This is a genomic window from Mesorhizobium sp. M5C.F.Cr.IN.023.01.1.1, from assembly GCF_003997585.1.
Lineage (GTDB): Bacteria > Pseudomonadota > Alphaproteobacteria > Rhizobiales > Rhizobiaceae > Mesorhizobium > Mesorhizobium wenxiniae.
Map to the genome: position 1 here is coordinate 1 of NZ_RZSU01000121.1, position 17,004 is coordinate 17,004.

Genomic DNA, 17,004 nt, shown 5'->3' on the forward strand with positions numbered 1-17,004 from the left:
GTTGGCGACCGCGAAGTCGGCTTTGTCCGCGACGCCGGCTACGCCTCGGCGGTGACGACACGCCACGGCGTGCTGCGCGCCGAACATGCCGGCTTCCTGCAAGCGCTGCCGCGCATTTCGGTCAACGGCCGCTATCAGAGCGTTGCCCATATCCGCACAATGCTATCGGGTGTGACGACGCCGCTGGCCAATGCCGGCAAGATGCTTGTCACCATCTAGTGGTGAAAGTCTGACACTTGGTACCGGTGGACGGCAAGAACCGACCCCTTGCGGACTATCCCTGATGGGGAGGTCAAGGGAACGTCGTGACCCTAACCCGTCCTTTTTCAGCCTTATCATGAATGTCGCGCATGCTTGTAAATCAGACATTGCGCTGGCGCGGCTCGAGCGCTCCAGTTAATTCGAGCGTCTGATAGCCGGCCAAGAGGGGTGATCAGAGATCCGACAACCCGCAAGCGTCCTTTCCCGCAATGCCTTGACCATCTATCCCGACAGCGGTGCCGCAATAACGCCTCCAGCGATCAGGCCTGGCGACCGAAGTTGGGTAGTCGCAGAATCCGCCGGCGTGCTCCCAACGGCCGGTAAAACAGAATGCATTGGTTTAAAGGGCGGCCATGGGCACTTCCGCGAGATTGCTCCAAGCGGTTGTCGGTGCTAAATTTCGCAGAAGCTGCCGCACTGATGTGTCCGAGTGCGCCGCCTGCCGCCGCCGATGTTCTTAGAGTGGCCTAAAGAGTGGCAGGGTTTGGAGACCGGGACGATGAGCTTGACGCGCCGCGATGTGTTGATCGCCGGGAGTGTGGGGTTTTCCGGGGTCGCGCTCTTCTCGCCGCGGAGCGCGCGTGCGAACGATGAAGCGCTGGATCTCGTCAAGCAGCTCACCGGACGGACGGCCACGGTGTCGGATCGCCTTCACCTGATAATGCCGGCGGACTTCCCGACCGGTTACACCGTGCCCATGAGTCTTGACATCGACAGCCCCATGACCGAGGCCGACCATGTCAGGCAAATGCGCGTGTTCGCGCCGCAGAACCCGCTCATCGAGGTGGCCAGTTTCCACTTCGTCCCGCAACGCAGTCTGCCGCGCGTGTCGACACGCATCCGGCTTGCCAAACCCCAACATGTCGTCGCTGTCGCCGAACTGAATGACGGCAAGTTGCTGATGACCACGACGTGGGTTCGTGTCGCCACGGATGGCTGCGCCTGAGATCGGAGAGAGACAGTGACCATCCCGACACCACGCGTGATCGTGCCGAGCGCCGCGGCGAAGGGAGAGATTTTTCAGGTCAAGACCATCATCAGCCATGAGATGGAGACAGGGCTACGCCATAATGATCAAGGCAATGTGATCCCGCGCAAGATCATCAACAAGTTTGTCTGCCGCTACAACGAAACCGTGGTGTTCAGTGTCGATCTCCACGAGGCGATTTCGGCCAATCCGTTCTTCGAATTCTCCCTGCGCGCGACGGAGAGCGGCCGGCTCGATTTTGTTTGGGAAGAAGATGGCGGTGCCGTCTATGCATTGTCGCACCAGCTCACGGTTCGTTGAGATCGTGAGGCAATTGAACTGCGCGAATTGTGGTGTGACGAGTTGGGTGGGAGCGTGACCGCAAAACTCCGAAACAGACGGGCGTTCAGCATGCGCCCCGTCGTGGGATCTGCGATTGCCACAGGCTTCGTTCTGCTCGTCAGCCAATCCGGCGCGGCGGGCGCCGATCAAGGCGCTCAACTCGCCGCGACCTGTGCGTCCTGCCATCGCCTTGATGGCCACGACAGAGGCATTCCCCCCATCATCGGGCTCGGCGAGGAGAGGCTCACCAGCGCCCTGCTTGCCTACCGGGCGAGCCAGAGCCCCAGTCACATCATGCACGCTATCGCGCTCTCGCTCAGCGACGAGGAGATCGCAAGCGTCGCGCGCTATGTCGCAGCCAGGGAAAGCAACCCGCCATGAAATCCTGGACGCGTCGCGAGTTCGGCCGCCTGACTGGAGCAGCGTTGCTAACGGCGCTCAACCAGCCGAAAGCGCGGGGCCAGGCCAAGGCGCGTGTCGTCGTGATCGGCGGCGGCATCGGCGGCGCAACGGTCGCCAAATATCTCGCCGCCAGTGCCACGGCTATCGAGGTGACCCTCGTTGAACCGCGGCAGAGCTACGCGACCTGTTTCTTCAGCAATCTCTATCTCGCCGGGCTGCGCCCGTTCGAATCGCTCAATCATGGTTATGAAGCGCTGGCAAGACAATATGGTATCACCGTCATTCATGAGTCCGCCGCGGCGATTCACCCGGCGGCGAAAACCGTTGCGCTGAACAACGGTTCAACGCTCAGCTACGATCGTCTCGTTGTTGCGCCAGGCATCGCATTCAGGGATCGGGCGCTTGAGGGCTATGACGAAGCGGCGATGGAGATCATGCCGCACGCCTGGAATGCAGGGCAGCAAACGAGGCTGTTGCGCCAGCAACTGGAAAGCATGGAGGACGGCGGGCTGTTCGTGCTCGTTGCTCCGCCGAATCCGTTTCGCTGCCCGCCCGCCCCCTACGAGCGCGCTTCGCTCGTCGCATCCTATTTCCAGCGCCGCAAACCCAAGGCCAAAATTCTGATCCTCGATGCGAAAGACAGCTTCAACGCGCAGGACCTGTTCCAGGACGCTTGGAACCGCCACTATCCGGGAATGATCGAATGGCTACCGGCCCAGTTCACCGGCGGGGTCACAGCGATCGACGCGAAGACCCGGTCGGTGATCACCGCGGGAGCAACCTTCAAGGCCGCGGTGGCCAATGTCATCCCGGCGCAAATGGCCGGGCGCTTGGCGCATCAGGCAGGGCTCGCCAATCAGTCGGGCTGGTGTCCGGTCGATCCGGTCACCTTCGAATCGGCGCTGCAGCCCGGCGTCCATCTGGTCGGCGACGCGATCATCGGCGGGGATATGCCGAAATCCGCCTTCTGCGCCAACAGCCAGGCCAAAGCCTGTGCCTTTGCCATCGCGGCCGATCTCACCGGATCAGCGCGTTTCCCGGCGCATTTGTTCAACACCTGCTACACCTATCTCGCTCCCGACGATGCGTTCAGCAACGCCATCAGCTTCAAGCCCGTCGACGGGAAGCTCAAGAGCGTCATCAGCTTCGTCAGCAAGGTCGAGGAAAGCTCCGAGATCCGCCGGCAGGCTGCGCGCGCGGCGGAAGGCTGGTATGATGCCTTCACGCACGACGTGTTTGGCTGAAACGAAACTCAACTCCGCGCGACGGCCGGGCCGGCCATTGCGGAAATGCCGGCGCCATTGTGGGTACGCTCCGCCCTGGTGCCGGATCGTTGCTCCGGGATCAGCGCTGGAACAGGATCGGGCAGCTGCTCCAGCCGCAGCGAATTCACCACCACGAGGATGCTCGAGCCGGCCATGACCGCCGCCGCAAGGATTGGCTGCAGAAGTCCGAATGCTGCGAACGTCAGCGCGACGAGGTTGTAGCCGAACGCCCACATAAGATTGGTCAAGATGGTCCTGCGGACCGCGCGGGCCACGTCGACGATCCAGGGCAGCATCCACAACCCGTCCGCAGGCAGGACGAGCGCCGCAGTCTCGCGGGCGAGATCTGTGGCGGAGCCGACGGCGATACCGACATCTGCGGCGGCCAGGACCGGCCCGTCATTCAGTCCATCGCCGACCATCGCCACCGAACCGTGGTCATGGCGGAGCCGATCCAGGGCCAGCCGCTTGGCCTCCGGCGAAAGGCCCGCTTGGACGTCCTTGACCCCGACCAGGGCCGCGATCCGCTCCGCCGCTTGCGCCAAGTCGCCGGTCAACAGCGTGGCGTCGAGCCCGCGCTCACGCAGGGCCCCGATCGCGGCCTGCGCCTCGGGAAGCGGTGAATCATCGAGCGACAGCACGGCGTGAACCTGCTCGCCCCAACCGACATAGACCACCGAATGACCGCTCGCCTCCAGCGACCGCGCATGCTCGGCCAGCGACGGGGGAAGCGGCCAGCCCAGATCACTCATCAATCTGCCGTTCCCTGCCGCCACGGGCCGGCCTTCGGCGCTGCCGCGGATACCACGGCCGGGAACCGTCCGGACATCGCGGGTGACGAGCGGCGTGATGCCCCGCTGAGCGGCGGCTGCCGCGATGGCCCGCGCCAGACCATGCTCGGAAAGGCGTTCCAGACCGGCGGCGCGCGCCAGTACTTCGTCGATGCCGCCCTCCTCGCAGTCGACGCCGACGAGACGCGCTTTGCCCGCCGTCAGAGTGCCGGTCTTGTCGAAGGCGAGCAACCGGACACGCGCGAGGGTCTCGAGCACGCCGGGGTCGCGGACGAGGCAGCCGTGCCGCGCCAGCCGGCCGATGCCGAGTGATGTCGCCATCGGAGCAGCGAGGCCGACGGCACAAGGACAGGCAACCACCAGTACCGAGAGGCCAATCAGCAACGCCCGATCGAACGGCAATGACTGCGCCCAGTAAACGATCGTCAGCCCGCCGAGGGCGAGGACGAGCGGCACGGACACGCCAACGACGCGATCGGCAAGGCGCTGGGTTGGGCTGCGACGGCCCAGCGCTTCGCGCACCGACCGGCAAATCCGCGCCCAGCGGGTTGCGGTTCCGACACCGCTGCTTTGGATCAGGAGCGGGCCGTCAATATTGATGCTGCCGGCAATCACCTTGGAGCCGGCGCCCTTTGTCACTTGCCGGCTTTCTCCGGTAATCACGGCTTCATCGGTGTTCGATTCCCCCTCGACAACCACGCCGTCGACCGGAATGCGCTCGCCTGGCCGAACCCGCACCAGCATGCCGGCCGACACCTCCCGCACCGGACGGCGGATCTCTGCCGCGCCATCGACCACGGTCGCGCACTCGCTTTCTGCGGCCAGAAGAGGTTCGAGGTCGCGCGCCGCCCTTGCGCGGCCAACAGCCTCGAGATAGCGGCCAACGGTGAATAGCATCAGCACCATCACGGCGGTGTCGAAGTAGACATGCGTGCTGCCCTCGAACACGGCAAATGCCGAATAGAGGTAAGCGGCAGCGACGCCAAGCACGATGAGTGCCGACGACGTCACACGTCCCTGAATGCCATTGAGCCACATTTCGCGCAGATAGGGTCCGCCGAGAATCACCACCGCTGGCGTCGCGAAGATCCAGAGCAAAAGGTGAATCCACGGCAGCACGCCCGCATCGACGCCGGTGAACGCGTCCGAATAGAGGAGGAGGCTGAACATCATGATATTCATGGAGAGAAAGCCGCCTACGCCGAGCTGGATCAGAAGCCAGGCGGCTTCCCACTCCTCGTGTCTGCCGCTCTTCACCTGAAAGGCGATGCAACAGCCGTAGCAGCAGAACGCGCAAGCCTCACCGTTGAGCCTGCGCTCCATCGGGCGCACGCCGACGGGCAGCGAACAATGGCTACAGAGGATATCGCCATGCGCCGTCATGTGGGAAGTCCTCCCAGCCAGGCGTGTCCGATATGCGCGTCCGAGGGCAGGAGGCCTCGGCCAAGCGTGATGAGACCGAGCAAAAGAATAAAGCCGCCAGCCAGCCGCACGCCACGCCGCCGCCAGGCTGGGCCGAGTATCCGGCCGACGCCGCCCATCATCAACATCGCGGGAAAGGTTCCCAGTCCGAACGACGCCATGACGAGAAAGCCAGGAAGCGCTCCGGCGGTGCTCGCCGCCTGGGCGGCGAAGGCATAGACCAGGGGACATGGCAGGAAGCCGTTGAAAACGCCAAAGGCGAGCGGTGCGGCGCTGCTTTGGGCGGCCAACAGACCGCGTAGAGACCATGCAAATGTGCTGCCGCCAAATCCGATCGCAAGGCGATGGAAGACCTGCAGCAAGCCGAAGAACTGCAACGCCATGGCAACCATGAGCAGGCCAGCGACGATCGCGAGAATTCGTTGGGCGACGTCGAGGGAGCCGTTCAAGAGCGGCGCCGCCGTTAGACCTTGCGTGGTGCAGATGACCTGACCGATCGCACCCGCGAGCCCGCCCAGAAAGCAGTAGGTTGTCAATCGGCCGGTATTATAGAGCAGGTGGCGAACGACGGTTGCGCCTCCGCCTCGCTGATCGCGGCCCAGTGCGCAGGCAAAGCCGCCGCACATGCCGACGCAATGAAAGCTGCCTGCAAATCCAGCGGCGAAGATCACGAGGTAGTAGATCATTGGCGTTTTCGCAGCGCCGCGTCCGCACCGCTATTGCCGCACAAGATAGACAAGATAGACGATAAAGCCGACGGTGCAGCCGCCATAGATGAGGAAGCCGAGCATCTGCGGCAAGCCGGCGTCAGTGAGCTTGAAAATGGTATCCTGTAGCATCCGCTGCTCCTATGTCAGCCGAAATAAAGACGAAGCACGTTTGTCGCCACCTCGAAGGCCAGAAAAAGGAGGTTCAATGCGGCGACCCCAAGGAGAATTCTGGCTACCAACATCTCCATCACTCCTGCCTTACCAGCCCTTGCGACAGTCTTCTTAGAACAGACGGCCGGGACCGAGCCCGCCCCAATAAACATACATGTAATACAGCCCCCAGGCGAACAGCAGGCAGTAGACGACGAGAAGCCATATGGGAATGAATCCCACACGCGCCTGTATCAGGCCGCCGGCATAGTCCTCCAGTTCAGGGTGCGAGCTTTGACGCACTTCCAGTTCCGGGTGCGTCGGGCTCTCCGGATCGCTGCTCTGCAGATCGCTCATTTTCCATCTCCCTTTCAAAAAACCCGTTGGCGGCTTTGTCGGTGCCGCTCAACGCGCCGGATAGGACGCCCCAGATGAACAAGAACAGGGCCGCCAGGCTCATCATCATGGCGCCCGCATAGGGTCCGGTAACTTCAAAACCGAGCATGCGCTAACCTCCAGCGGGTGCCTGTTTCTCGCCAGGCGGCGCTGGCGGGCCGGACGCCGGCACCGCCGGATCGGGCACATACGCTCGCTCAGGCTTGTCAGCGACCAGCTCCAGATCGTTCAGAGCCGCGCGGACCTCCGTCTTGATCGAGAGCGGCTGCAGCGAGAGCGGGTCTTTATAGGCGGAAAGCGCCACCACGAAATAGGAAAGCGCCCACCGGTCCTCGTCGGGAAAGGAATCCCGATAGGACGGCATCGGCGTGCCGCTGAGGCCGGTAGTTATCGTCCGGAAGATGTCTTCGACGGCCGGGCCAGACTTGAACTGGCCGCTGGTGAGGTCGGCCGGCACGGCGGCGAACCCAAGATCATCCTTGAGGCCGGCAGCCTTCTCGCCGTCGCCCTTGCCGCCTTGGCCGTGGCACTCCCAGCACTTCGCCACCTGCCAAACCTCCTTGCCACGGTCCAGCATCGTCTGGGACGGGATCGGCGGGCGCCCGATATACAACGGTGGGCCAGGCGGTTCTTCGACGAAGAAAGCGTAAGGACTGGCGGGATCGGAACGGTCAACCGCTAGCTCATACTTGATGTACTGGATCACCGCCAGCCGATCGTTGAGCGGCAGTTCGTACCAAGGGGGCATTGCTGTGCCGCGGATGCCGCGGGTAATGGTGCGCAGCATGTCGCCGTCCGTGGGCAGGGGTTCTTTTGTCAACCTGAACTTGAAGACTGCGGACGTGAAGTCCCTGGGCCGCTGGTTAAACATAAAGGTGGCGGCCGGCCCGTTGCCGTCGCCTTTGGCACCGTGGCAACCGATGCAGCGGCGCTCATAGACTTCCTTGCCATAGGCAATCCATTCCTCGGAGCGCGGCATCGTCGCATCCATGACCTCCAGGCTCTGCGGCTCGAAAAGATCACGCCATTTACCCCGGTTCGTGCCGAGCTTCTGGAGGTAAGAAACGAGCGCCGCTACCGATTCCGTCTCCGCCACGATGCTGACGGTTTCCCCTGTGTATTCGTCGTTCGGCGTCAGGATGATCGGCTTTCTTTCGCGGGCCTTCAGCGGCACGAACAGCAACCCATACGCATTCGGCGTCAGCTGGATCGGTTGCTGGCTGTCGAAGTCGAACAGTCCTTGGGTGACCTCTGTTCTTTCCAGGGTCCGATTGCCAGCGCCGTCGTCAACGATACGGACGGCTGCATCGGGCTCGTGGAAGAGGCCGCGATACGGCGCCATTATCGAGTCCGGCACAAGCATCCGCGGATTGTAGAAGTGCGCCAGGTGCCATTCGTCGCTGTATTTCAGGCCGACGCGCGTCAGGTCCGGCCCGATCCGACGTGTGCCTAACAGGTGCGGCACGTCATAGGCGTATTCGCCCGCCTCGCTGACCGGTCCCCAGCGGCGGATCTCGCCGGTTACCGGCCGCACGAATTGCGAATGGCAGTACCAGCAGCCTTCGCGCAGGTAAATGCTGCGGCCGCGAAGCTGCTGCTCGGTGTAGTCCGTCGCCTCTGAAACCGTCCATTTCAGCTGGCCGAAATCCGTGCGCACCACAGAGGTCACGCGCGTAGTTCGCGAGGACGGCTCCACGAAGGGCAGCACGCCCTGCGTGATCACCGCAAGGGTGATGCAGAAGACGCCGGCGAACAGCGCGAAGAAGCGAACGTTCACTGCGCGGGCCCTCCCGCCGGGGCCGGGACGGGCGCCTCCACCGGCGCGCGGACGCGTCGCGCCTCAGCCGCCGGACTGGTCAGTGCGGTCAGCATCAGATTCACCACCAGCAGCGACATACCGATATCCATGCTGATGCCTGCAAGGGTCCGCGCCAGCCAGTAGGGCTTCACCCACACAAGCGAGTCGAGCCATTCGACCCCATTCATCCATTGATAACCCTGCTGCAGCCCGCCCGCTGTGAGGACCAGGCCCATGGTCGCGATGCCGACGGTGATCAGCCAGAACGACCAGTTGCCGAGCTTGAAGGACCAAAGTTCGCGCCCGAACAGCCGCGGCCAAGTATAGACGAGACCCCCCATCGCCCAGACGACGAAGGTGCCGAACACGGTGAGATGCGAATGCGAGATGACGAAATCGGTGAAATGGGTCGGCTGCTGCAGCTGCCGCAGCGCCTCGGTGGAGCCCTGGAAGCAGCCGACGAGATACATGAGCGAGCCCATGATCAGGAACTTCGCCGGCAGGTTCCTGCCGAACTCATGCCACTTGCCCATCATGGTGCCGAAGAAGTTCACCAGCACCGTCCACACCGGAATGATCAGCAGCATCGACGTGACGACGGCCAAGGTCTCGGCCCAGTCCGCGATCGGGCTGTAGAGGTAATGGTGGATGCCTACGAATGGGTAGAACAATGCCAAGGACCAGAAGCCGACCAGCGAGAGCTTATGGGCATAGAGCGGATTTCGCGCGCTGATCGGCAGGAAATAATAGATGATCACGTAGCCCGCGGGCGTTAGCCACAGCCCGACGATGTAGTGGAGATAGAGGCCATGGAAGGCGGCGCTGTTGATGCCCGAGATCGTGTATGGCAGGATGAAGCTTCCAAGCACGAAGTTCATCGTCGTCCACACGAAAGTGGCGATCAGGTACCATAGCGCGACATAGATTGCCGGCTCGAGCCTTCGACTGATCGTGATCAGGAATTGCGCGGTAGCAACAGCCACCACGATGAAGAACGCGACCTTCGCGTAGAGCGGAAACTCTCCGGCTTCCAAACCGTCACTGTCGCCGATCAGCAAGCCGACCAAACCGGCAAGCGTTGCGACGTTCCAGACCCATGCGAGAAGAACCGACCACTCCGACCATATCACCCGCACCCCCGACAGACGCGGCACGAGATAGTAGCAAAGGCCGATGAAAAGCGTCGAGAAGGCGCCGAAGATGACACCGTTGACGTGGACCGGGCGCAGCCGGCCGAAGGTTAGCTCGAGGTTCCCCGATCCGAGATAGTCGGGGTAGTTGAAGGTGCTCGAGATCAGGACGCCGACGGATGGCGTCACCATCAGCCAGAACATGCCGAAATAAAGCCAGGTCCGCACGACCCGATTGTCGACCAGCGCATCCAAGTCCACATTCGCGAACTTGCCGCGCAGCTCCATTCCAGTCTCTGCCAACGCATAGACCTCCCCGCGCGGTTCCCGGGCCGCACGACTGCTTCAACCCCGCCATCGAGGTGTCACACCCCCGATGGCGGACGCGCTCCCGTGAAGCCGAGCCCCGGCTATCGACGAGACTAGTACTTGCCTGGCACCAACACCGAGCCAGTGTTCGACCAAGTGATGTACGCCTCGAGCGCCTTCATCGCCTCCGATTCGGGATCGATCTTCTCGCCCTGGTTCGGTTTCTCGATGCACCAGTTGATCATGTCGCGCAATGTCGCGAATTTGGCCATCGACTGCTGGAACTTCGGGAACGCCTGCGGGTGAGTATCGGAGGCCATCGGATGGCACATGGCGCAGGCCCACCCGGTGGTCGACAGCTTGACGCCCAACTGCTCCGCCATCGCCGCATCACCGTGGAACAGGAGGTCTCCCTTCCTGACCTCCTCCATGAACGCCTCTTGATAAAGTTTCAGCTGCTTTGGCGTCACCGGATCCTTGTTGGCACTGGCCGGCCCGAGGGCGACGGCAGCTGCGACGACTGCTCCTGCGACTGTGGAACGCCTCAGAATGCGCAGGAATGTTGGTGTGTTTATCATAGCCACCACCCTTTATGGATTTTCCCACGGGTACTGATTGTCGGCGATGCGTGGCCGTAGGACCTCCTCAATGCTCTTGTCGTGGTCCTCCGGCGACTGGACGAACACCTCCTTGCGGCCCCACATGATGTACTCGACATCGACCTTGTCGTCGGCGTTGACGCTCACTGTTTCCCAACCGACCCCGTCGAAGGGATCGCCCGGATCGACACGGATCATCGGCTTGGTCAGCTTGGGCACGCCTTCCGGGGCATAAGGCCACGGCCAGGAGGTCGCCAGCATGCCGATCGAGCGCATGCTGCCGATCTCGTTGTAGAGCACCTGGTGCACGTGACCGTGGATGTTGGTGACCTTTGTATAAGGCTTCAGCACGTCATTCACTTCGCGCCAGTCGCGTACCCAGAAATTCCAGGGCGGGTAGTACTCGTACAGCGGATTGTGGCTGAAGATGACGATCGGCTTGGACTTATCCCAGTCGGCGAGTGTCTTCTGCATCCAGTCGAGTTGCTCGCGGCCGACACCGGCCCACGCGCCGGCAACCGTGCCGTCGAGGGTAGCCATGTGGCCCATGCGCTCCTCTGGCGTCATCTTCTTCGCAGTCCAGTAGTCCGGTCCCCGGCTGACCGTATCGAGCCCGATGAAGCGCACGCCTTTGTGATCGAAAGTCCAGTTGGGTTGGCCGAACAACTCGCCCCACTTCTTGCCCATATCCAGATACCAGTCATGCTCGCCCGGGATGTAGTACTTCTTGATCTTCAGATCCTTGAGGAGCTCAACGCCAAGCTCAAGTTCCTCGATCTTTCCGAGTTGGGCCAGGTCGCCGCCGAAGATCAGGAAGTCGGCCGGAGGATCCATGGCCTGGACCTCTTGCACGGCGCGCACCACCTTGTCGACGAATCGCGTGTTGAGGGATCTCTCGTAGAGATGGGTGTCCGAAATCCAGGCAAACTTGAAGGGCGCTTCAGCGGCGTGAGCGACGTCGATGGTGTTGAGCAGCGGCCACCACGCGAAGGTCTGGCCGACGGAAGCGGCGCCGAACAACAGCGATCTGTGAATGAAGGTGCGGCGGGTGATTTGAAGCGAGTCGTCGGGGCGTACTCCAGGCTGCTGCAGCACCGCATGCATTTCGCGCCGAATGCGGTCAAGCTCGTCAGACATCAGGGTTCCTCCTCAGTCCTGACCGTTTCTTAAAGCGTCGGCCTTCTCGCAGGAACGCGACCCCTGTTGAATCAGTGGGTCGCCAATTTTCTTATTTTTTCAGTTCAATCGTCAGACTGGTGGCCTTATTCTCCCCTACCGTTACGGCCTGCTCGATAGGCCCGGTGAAGGGGTGGATCGCCACGAGCTTGTAGTCCCCGGGCGGAACATCGGTTATGCTGAACTTGCCGTCGGCGCCGGTGACCGCGTAGTACGGATTGTCAACCACATAGACCCAGCCTTCCATCCAGCCATGCGCGTCGCAGTCGACGCGGACAGTGCCGGCCCGCTTCAATTCGACGGGTATCCGCTGGCCCTTATTGGGCAGCGCCAGGTTGAAAGCGGTGCGCTTGCCATAATACCCGTGGGTGTTGTGGAGCGTTGGGTCGCTGTTGACCACCTCCAGCGAACCGGCGGGTATCATCTGAACCGCGGGCTCAAAGCGACATTTGAGGTTGTTAAGCTCAGGCGGCTTTCCGGGCTCCGGCCAGGCCTTTCCCTGTGCCACGTCGACCAGCTGCACCGCCGCGTTCAGCACGGCCTGATCGCTGCCGACTTCGATCAGCGGCTCCTCCCGGGGATCGCCGCACACCTCGATATCCTTGGTGGGGATGATCTTTGTTGTCGGCACGTCGCCACGGTAGACGATCGTGCCCTCGATCGTTCCGCCTCCCGTGACCGGACCCACTTCGTAGGCTTGCGCAGGCGCGGATATTGTCGCAACGAAAGTGATCGCCGCTAACCCGCTCATCAATTCGCGAATTGTCATAGACGCCACCTCCTTCATCTGGATGAGGGGCAACGTTTAAAAATAGGGCCAAACCAGTACGATGTCTAGCCATTCAGCAAAAAAATATGATAAGGTTCGGCAGTTTAGGCGAGTTTGCTAGTGCAAACGTCGCGGGGTTTTGGAGCGTCTTTCTCGAGGTACCGGAGGTACTTGATGAGCCGACGGCATGAACTCCTCGCTCCGGGCCTACGGTCCCTCATATCACGCTTCTGCATCATATTCGCAGCGAGCCTGTCGATCTGCCAACCGCTCGTGCGGGCTGATACGGCGCCGGTGACGGTCGGTGGCCCATTCACGCTCACGGCACCGGACGGAGCGACGGTCACCGATGAGACTTATCGCGGCAAATGGCTGCTGGTTTTCTTCGGCTATACGTCTTGTCCAGACATCTGTCCGACGACGCTGTCCTCAATCGCCGCGGCGATGGAGGAACTCGGCCCCGATGCCGCCAAACTGCAGCCGCTCTTCATCACCGTCGATCCAGAACGCGACACGCCTGAGGTGATGGGAAGCTTTACCGCGACGTTCGATCCGCGCATCGTCGGACTGACCGGCAGCCCGCAACAGATCGCTGCGGTTTCGGAGGCATATGGCGCCTATGGTGTGGCGCGACACGGCGAGGCGGGCGGTGACGACTACCTAATGGATCACGGAACCTATATCTACATCATGAACCCACAGGGCCAATTCGTGGAGGGCCTAGACGCTGACACACCAAGCAGCGGCATTGCCGCAACGTTGGGTGAGCTGGTGCGATGACACGAGCCCTGGGATTGATGGAGATCACGACTATTCAGTTGATCGATCCATAGAAGTTGTCATCCGCAAGGAGAGCGGTCATGCAAAGACATACAAAGGAAGCTTCGGAGCTTAAGGCATTGATCCTCGCGGATCTTCACAAGGAGCCGGGATGCGAGCACGTCACCGATTTTATGATTCAACGGCTCGAAACCAAGGAGAACGGGGCAAACTGGACTGTCAAATATCTGGATCCTAATCAAGATAAGGTCTGTGAGACGATTCTGATAAACATCGCGCGAATGTTGCAGCTCAACTTCGACCTCCCTGAACGCGGGGCGTGAGGAACGATGCGAGCGGGATCGGCGCGCATCGCGCTTCGACATAATTCGTATGCAAGCAGGGGAATCTGGCGATGGCGAAACCCACAGCGTTGCACACCGGCAAACCAGGCGGCGTAAAGAACGTCATTGCGCTGCGGCGATTTGGACCTCCGACGACCGGAGATTCGGGCGATATGGTCGATCGGCAGCGGAGTATCTCGGAGCCAGGAATTACGAGTTATGACAGTTTCTTTGCGGATGCGATCGCGCGTCTGCAGGAGGAACGGCGTTACCGTGTTTTCGCGGACCTTGAGCGCATCGCCGGACGCTTTCCCAATGCCGTGTGGCATTCCTCGCATGGACCGAAGGACGTCGTGATCTGGTGCTCCAACGACTATCTCGGGATGGGACAACACCCAAAGGTGGTCGCCGCCATGGTGGAGACTGCTAGCCAACTGGGAACGGGATCCGGCGGGACCCGCAATATCTCCGGCACCAGCCATCCGCTCGTAGAGCTCGAGGGCGAGCTTGCCGATCTCCACGGCAAGGAGGCAGCACTGGTCTTTACGTCCGGCTATGTCTCGAACCAGACTGGCATCTCGACCATCGCCAAGCTGATCCCCGGTTGTCTGATCCTGTCCGATGCTCTCAACCATAACTCGATGATCGAGGGTATCCGCCAGTCGGGTATGGAGAAGAGCATCTTTCGCCACAACGACGTCGATCATCTCGAGGATTTGTTGAAGACGGCGGGTCCGGATCGGCCAAAACTCATCGTTTTCGAAAGTCTCTATTCGATGGACGGCGACGTCGCGCCAATCAATCGCATTTGCGATATCGCCGATCGTTACGGCGCAATGACCTATCTCGACGAGGTCCATGCAGTGGGCATGTACGGCCCTCGCGGCGCCGGCATCGCCGCGCGCGACGGCGCCATGAACCGGATCGATGTGATCGAAGGCACGCTCGCCAAGGCCTTCGGCTGCCTCGGCGGCTATATCACGGGAAGTGCTGTTCTGATCGATGCGGTTCGTTCCTATGCTCCGGGTTTCATCTTCACCACCGCGTTGCCGCCGGCGATCTGCGCCGCGGCCACAGCGGCGATCCGGCATCTGAAAACCTCGCAGTGGGAGCGCAAGCGCCAGCAGGACCGCGTCCAGCGGGTCAAGGCGGCGCTGGGTGCCGCTGCGCTGCCGGTCATCCTGAGCGACACCCATATCGTGCCGGTGGCAGTCGGCGATCCGGCGCATTGCAAAGCGGCGAGCGACCTTCTGCTGAGCGACCACCACATCTATATCCAGCCGATCAATTATCCGACTGTGGCGAAGGGAACCGAGCGGCTGCGCATCACGCCGACACCCTGTCATGAGGACATCATGATTGATCAGCTCGCGGCAGCTCTGTTCGATGTCTGGAATAGGCTCGGGCTGCCACGGGACAATCTCGCCTGCACGGCCGAATGAAGCTTCGCCGTCGCCCGGACGTTCCTTGAAGATTAAGTCTTAAGGATCAAGGAAATGGCTGCTAAGGAAATCATGTTCTCGTTCGAAGCTCGCGACAGAATGCTGCGCGGCATTGACACCCTCGCGAATGCGGTGAGCGTCACGCTTGGCCCGCGGGGACGCAACGTCGCGATCGGCAGAGAGCACGGCGCGCCGCGGGTCACGAAGGACGGCGTGACCGTCGCCAGAGAAATCGAACTCGACAACAAGTTCGAGAACATGGGCGCCCAGATGGTGCGCGAGATCGCAACAAGAACCTCCTATCAGGCCGGCGACGGCACGACCACCGCCGTAGTGCTCGCGCATGCGATCGCCCGGGAGGGCGCCAAGGCGGTGGCCGCCGGCATGAATCCCATGGACCTGAAGCGCGGCATCGATCTCGCGGTCGAAGCCGTCGTCGCGGAACTCAAAAACAACGCCACGGAGGTCACCTCGAACGTCGAGATTGCGCAAGTCGGCACCATCTCAGCCAACGGCGACAGGGAGATCGGCCGCTGCCTCGCCGACGCCATGAAGAGGGTCGGCAATGACGGCGTGATCACCGTCGAGGACGGGACGTCGCTCGAAACCGAACTCGAATTCGTCGAGGGCATGCAGTTCGACCGCGGCTATATCTCGCCCCATTTCATCACCAATCGCGCAAAGATGCGGGTCGAGATGCAGCATGCCTATGTCCTCATCAGCGAGAGGAAACTGTCCAGTCTGAATGAAATACTGCCGCTGCTGGAGAAGGTGGTGCAGGCCGGCAAGCCGCTGCTCATCATCGCCGATGATGTCGAGAGTGAGGTGATGGCGGCGCTGGTGGTCAACAAGTTGCGCGGCGCTCTCAAGGTTGCAGCCGTGAAGGCGCCGGCCTACGGAAACCGCCGCAAGGCGATGCTGCAGGATCTCGCACTGATGACCGGCGCAACGGTGATCTCGGAGGATTTGGGCATCAAGCTCGAGCATGCTTCCCTCGATATGCTCGGGCGCACCAAGAAGGTGATGATCGACAAGGCAAACACCACGATTGTCGGCGGCGCCGGCAAGCGGGAAAGCATCGAGGCCCGCATCGCCGAGATCAAGCTCGAGCTTGCGGAAACCACCTCCGATTTCGACCGCGAGAAGCTCCAGGAGCGGCTGGCCAGACTCGCCGGTGGCGTCGCCGTGATCCGGGTCGGCGGTGCAACCGAGGTCGAGGTCAGGGAGAAGAAGGATCGCATCGATGACGCGATGAACGCGACAAGAGCCGCGGTTGCAGAGGGCATTCTCCCCGGCGGTGGGGTCGCCTTGCTGCGCGCCGGCAGGGCGCTCAAGAAGCTCAAGGGCAGCAACGAGGACCAGCAGGTCGGCATCGCGATCGTCAGGAAGGCGATCACCTGGCCGGCTCGGCAAATCGCGATCAATGCCGGCCTGGAAGGCTCGGTCGTCATCGCCGGGATCCTGGCAAACGACGACAACGCCTATGGCTACGATGCCCAATCGGGCGTGTACGGGAATCTGGTGTCAAAGGGCATCATCGACCCGGCCAAGGTGGTGCGAACGGCGCTCCAGGGCGCAGCCTCGGTGGCGGGCCTCCTCATCATGACGGAGGCCATGGTGGCCGAAGTGCCTGGCCCGCCGCCGCCGGAGCTTCCCGGTCACGAGCATCATCATCACGATATGGATTTGGATTTCTGACCGCTTCGCGGTCTTAATCCGGGCTCGCGGCCATCAACAATGATCTCATCGGCTATCGAGGTGAGACAAGTCGTCAAGGATCACGGTATCCAAGGTCGGCTCATGGCCCCGCCGGCGCGTTCCGATCGGCGACACGGGAGGCAGAAAACCACCCTGAGCGGCCCTACGCGTCGGGTAGTAAGCGTCAGGCTTTCACCATCTAGCGGCGGCGAGCGAGCCTCAATTCTTCGGCCGCGGCGGCTCCAGGATCAGCCATTTGATGATGCCCATGGCC

Annotated in this window: 17 protein-coding genes and 1 pseudogene; 9 read left to right on the forward strand and 9 right to left on the reverse strand. The window is 61.8% G+C overall.

Annotation, left to right across the window (positions count from 1 at the left end; all coding sequences use genetic code 11):
- From EOA78_RS30260 to EOA78_RS30280, 5 genes and pseudogenes are all read left to right on the forward strand, one after another.
- Positions 1-219, forward strand: a pseudogene (locus tag EOA78_RS30260) (polysaccharide deacetylase); the annotation flags it as partial.
- A 541-nt stretch (positions 220-760) separates the two neighbouring features.
- Positions 761-1,207, forward strand: a complete 447-nt coding sequence (locus tag EOA78_RS30265) for a thiosulfate oxidation carrier protein SoxY (RefSeq protein ID WP_127318833.1) — start codon at positions 761-763, stop codon at positions 1,205-1,207.
- A gap of 15 nt (positions 1,208-1,222) precedes the next feature.
- Complete coding sequence (soxZ, locus tag EOA78_RS30270; protein ID WP_245477855.1) at positions 1,223-1,549, forward strand: thiosulfate oxidation carrier complex protein SoxZ; 327 nt, start codon at positions 1,223-1,225, stop codon at positions 1,547-1,549.
- Between the two features lie 90 nt (positions 1,550-1,639).
- The gene (locus EOA78_RS30275; RefSeq protein WP_127318835.1) at positions 1,640-1,951 is read left to right on the forward strand and encodes a c-type cytochrome; all 312 of its coding nucleotides are present in this window, start codon (positions 1,640-1,642) and stop codon (positions 1,949-1,951) included.
- Positions 1,948-3,216 carry an NAD(P)/FAD-dependent oxidoreductase gene (locus EOA78_RS30280; RefSeq protein WP_127318837.1) on the forward strand — a complete coding sequence of 423 codons (1,269 nt, stop codon included), beginning with the start codon at positions 1,948-1,950 and terminating at the stop codon, positions 3,214-3,216. The genes EOA78_RS30275 and EOA78_RS30280 overlap by 4 nt, the downstream gene beginning before the upstream one ends.
- A gap of 8 nt (positions 3,217-3,224) precedes the next feature.
- On the opposite strand, the gene EOA78_RS30285 is transcribed toward EOA78_RS30280, so the two are convergent.
- The 9 genes from EOA78_RS30285 to EOA78_RS30325 all read right to left on the reverse strand — a co-directional run bounded on the left by EOA78_RS30285 (position 3,225) and on the right by EOA78_RS30325 (position 12,487).
- Entirely contained in the window at positions 3,225-5,351 is a 2,127-nt protein-coding gene (locus tag EOA78_RS30285) for a cation-translocating P-type ATPase (RefSeq protein ID WP_127318857.1), read from the reverse strand.
- A gap of 56 nt (positions 5,352-5,407) precedes the next feature.
- Positions 5,408-6,136 (reverse strand): sulfite exporter TauE/SafE family protein, encoded by a 729-nt coding sequence (locus EOA78_RS30290; protein ID WP_127318839.1) that lies wholly within the window; start codon positions 6,134-6,136, stop codon positions 5,408-5,410.
- Between the two features lie 30 nt (positions 6,137-6,166).
- Positions 6,167-6,289, reverse strand: a complete 123-nt coding sequence (locus tag EOA78_RS37795; protein WP_281034079.1) for a hypothetical protein — start codon at positions 6,287-6,289, stop codon at positions 6,167-6,169.
- Positions 6,290-6,442: 153 nt separating this feature from the next.
- Complete coding sequence (locus tag EOA78_RS30295) at positions 6,443-6,667, reverse strand: hypothetical protein (RefSeq protein ID WP_065007038.1); 225 nt, start codon at positions 6,665-6,667, stop codon at positions 6,443-6,445.
- A 151-nt stretch (positions 6,668-6,818) separates the two neighbouring features.
- Positions 6,819-8,483, reverse strand: a complete 1,665-nt coding sequence (locus EOA78_RS30305; RefSeq protein ID WP_127318843.1) for a cbb3-type cytochrome c oxidase subunit II — start codon at positions 8,481-8,483, stop codon at positions 6,819-6,821.
- Complete coding sequence (locus tag EOA78_RS30310) at positions 8,480-9,922, reverse strand: cbb3-type cytochrome c oxidase subunit I (RefSeq protein WP_127318859.1); 1,443 nt, start codon at positions 9,920-9,922, stop codon at positions 8,480-8,482. Before EOA78_RS30310 ends, EOA78_RS30305 begins: the two co-directional genes overlap by 4 nt.
- 134 nt (positions 9,923-10,056) lie before the next feature.
- Positions 10,057-10,521 carry a hypothetical protein gene (locus EOA78_RS30315; RefSeq protein ID WP_245477861.1) on the reverse strand — a complete coding sequence of 155 codons (465 nt, stop codon included), beginning with the start codon at positions 10,519-10,521 and terminating at the stop codon, positions 10,057-10,059.
- 12 nt (positions 10,522-10,533) lie between these two features.
- Positions 10,534-11,679 carry a metallophosphoesterase gene (locus tag EOA78_RS30320; protein WP_127318845.1) on the reverse strand — a complete coding sequence of 382 codons (1,146 nt, stop codon included), beginning with the start codon at positions 11,677-11,679 and terminating at the stop codon, positions 10,534-10,536.
- 91 nt (positions 11,680-11,770) lie between these two features.
- Positions 11,771-12,487, reverse strand: a complete 717-nt coding sequence (locus tag EOA78_RS30325; RefSeq protein ID WP_127318847.1) for a carboxypeptidase regulatory-like domain-containing protein — start codon at positions 12,485-12,487, stop codon at positions 11,771-11,773.
- 174 nt (positions 12,488-12,661) lie between these two features.
- Between EOA78_RS30325 and EOA78_RS30330 the strand changes: the two genes are divergently transcribed.
- The 4 genes from EOA78_RS30330 to groL all read left to right on the forward strand — a co-directional run bounded on the left by EOA78_RS30330 (position 12,662) and on the right by groL (position 16,730).
- Positions 12,662-13,267: an SCO family protein gene (locus tag EOA78_RS30330; RefSeq protein WP_127318849.1), complete on the forward strand. Its 606-nt coding sequence runs from the start codon at positions 12,662-12,664 to the stop codon at positions 13,265-13,267.
- Between the two features lie 80 nt (positions 13,268-13,347).
- Positions 13,348-13,590, forward strand: a complete 243-nt coding sequence (locus EOA78_RS30335) for a hypothetical protein (RefSeq protein WP_127318851.1) — start codon at positions 13,348-13,350, stop codon at positions 13,588-13,590.
- Between the two features lie 173 nt (positions 13,591-13,763).
- Positions 13,764-15,032 (forward strand): 5-aminolevulinate synthase, encoded by a 1,269-nt coding sequence (gene hemA, locus EOA78_RS30340; protein ID WP_127318863.1) that lies wholly within the window; start codon positions 13,764-13,766, stop codon positions 15,030-15,032.
- A gap of 54 nt (positions 15,033-15,086) precedes the next feature.
- Positions 15,087-16,730: a chaperonin GroEL gene (gene groL / locus EOA78_RS30345; RefSeq protein WP_127318853.1), complete on the forward strand. Its 1,644-nt coding sequence runs from the start codon at positions 15,087-15,089 to the stop codon at positions 16,728-16,730.
- Positions 16,731-17,004 lie beyond the last annotated feature (274 nt).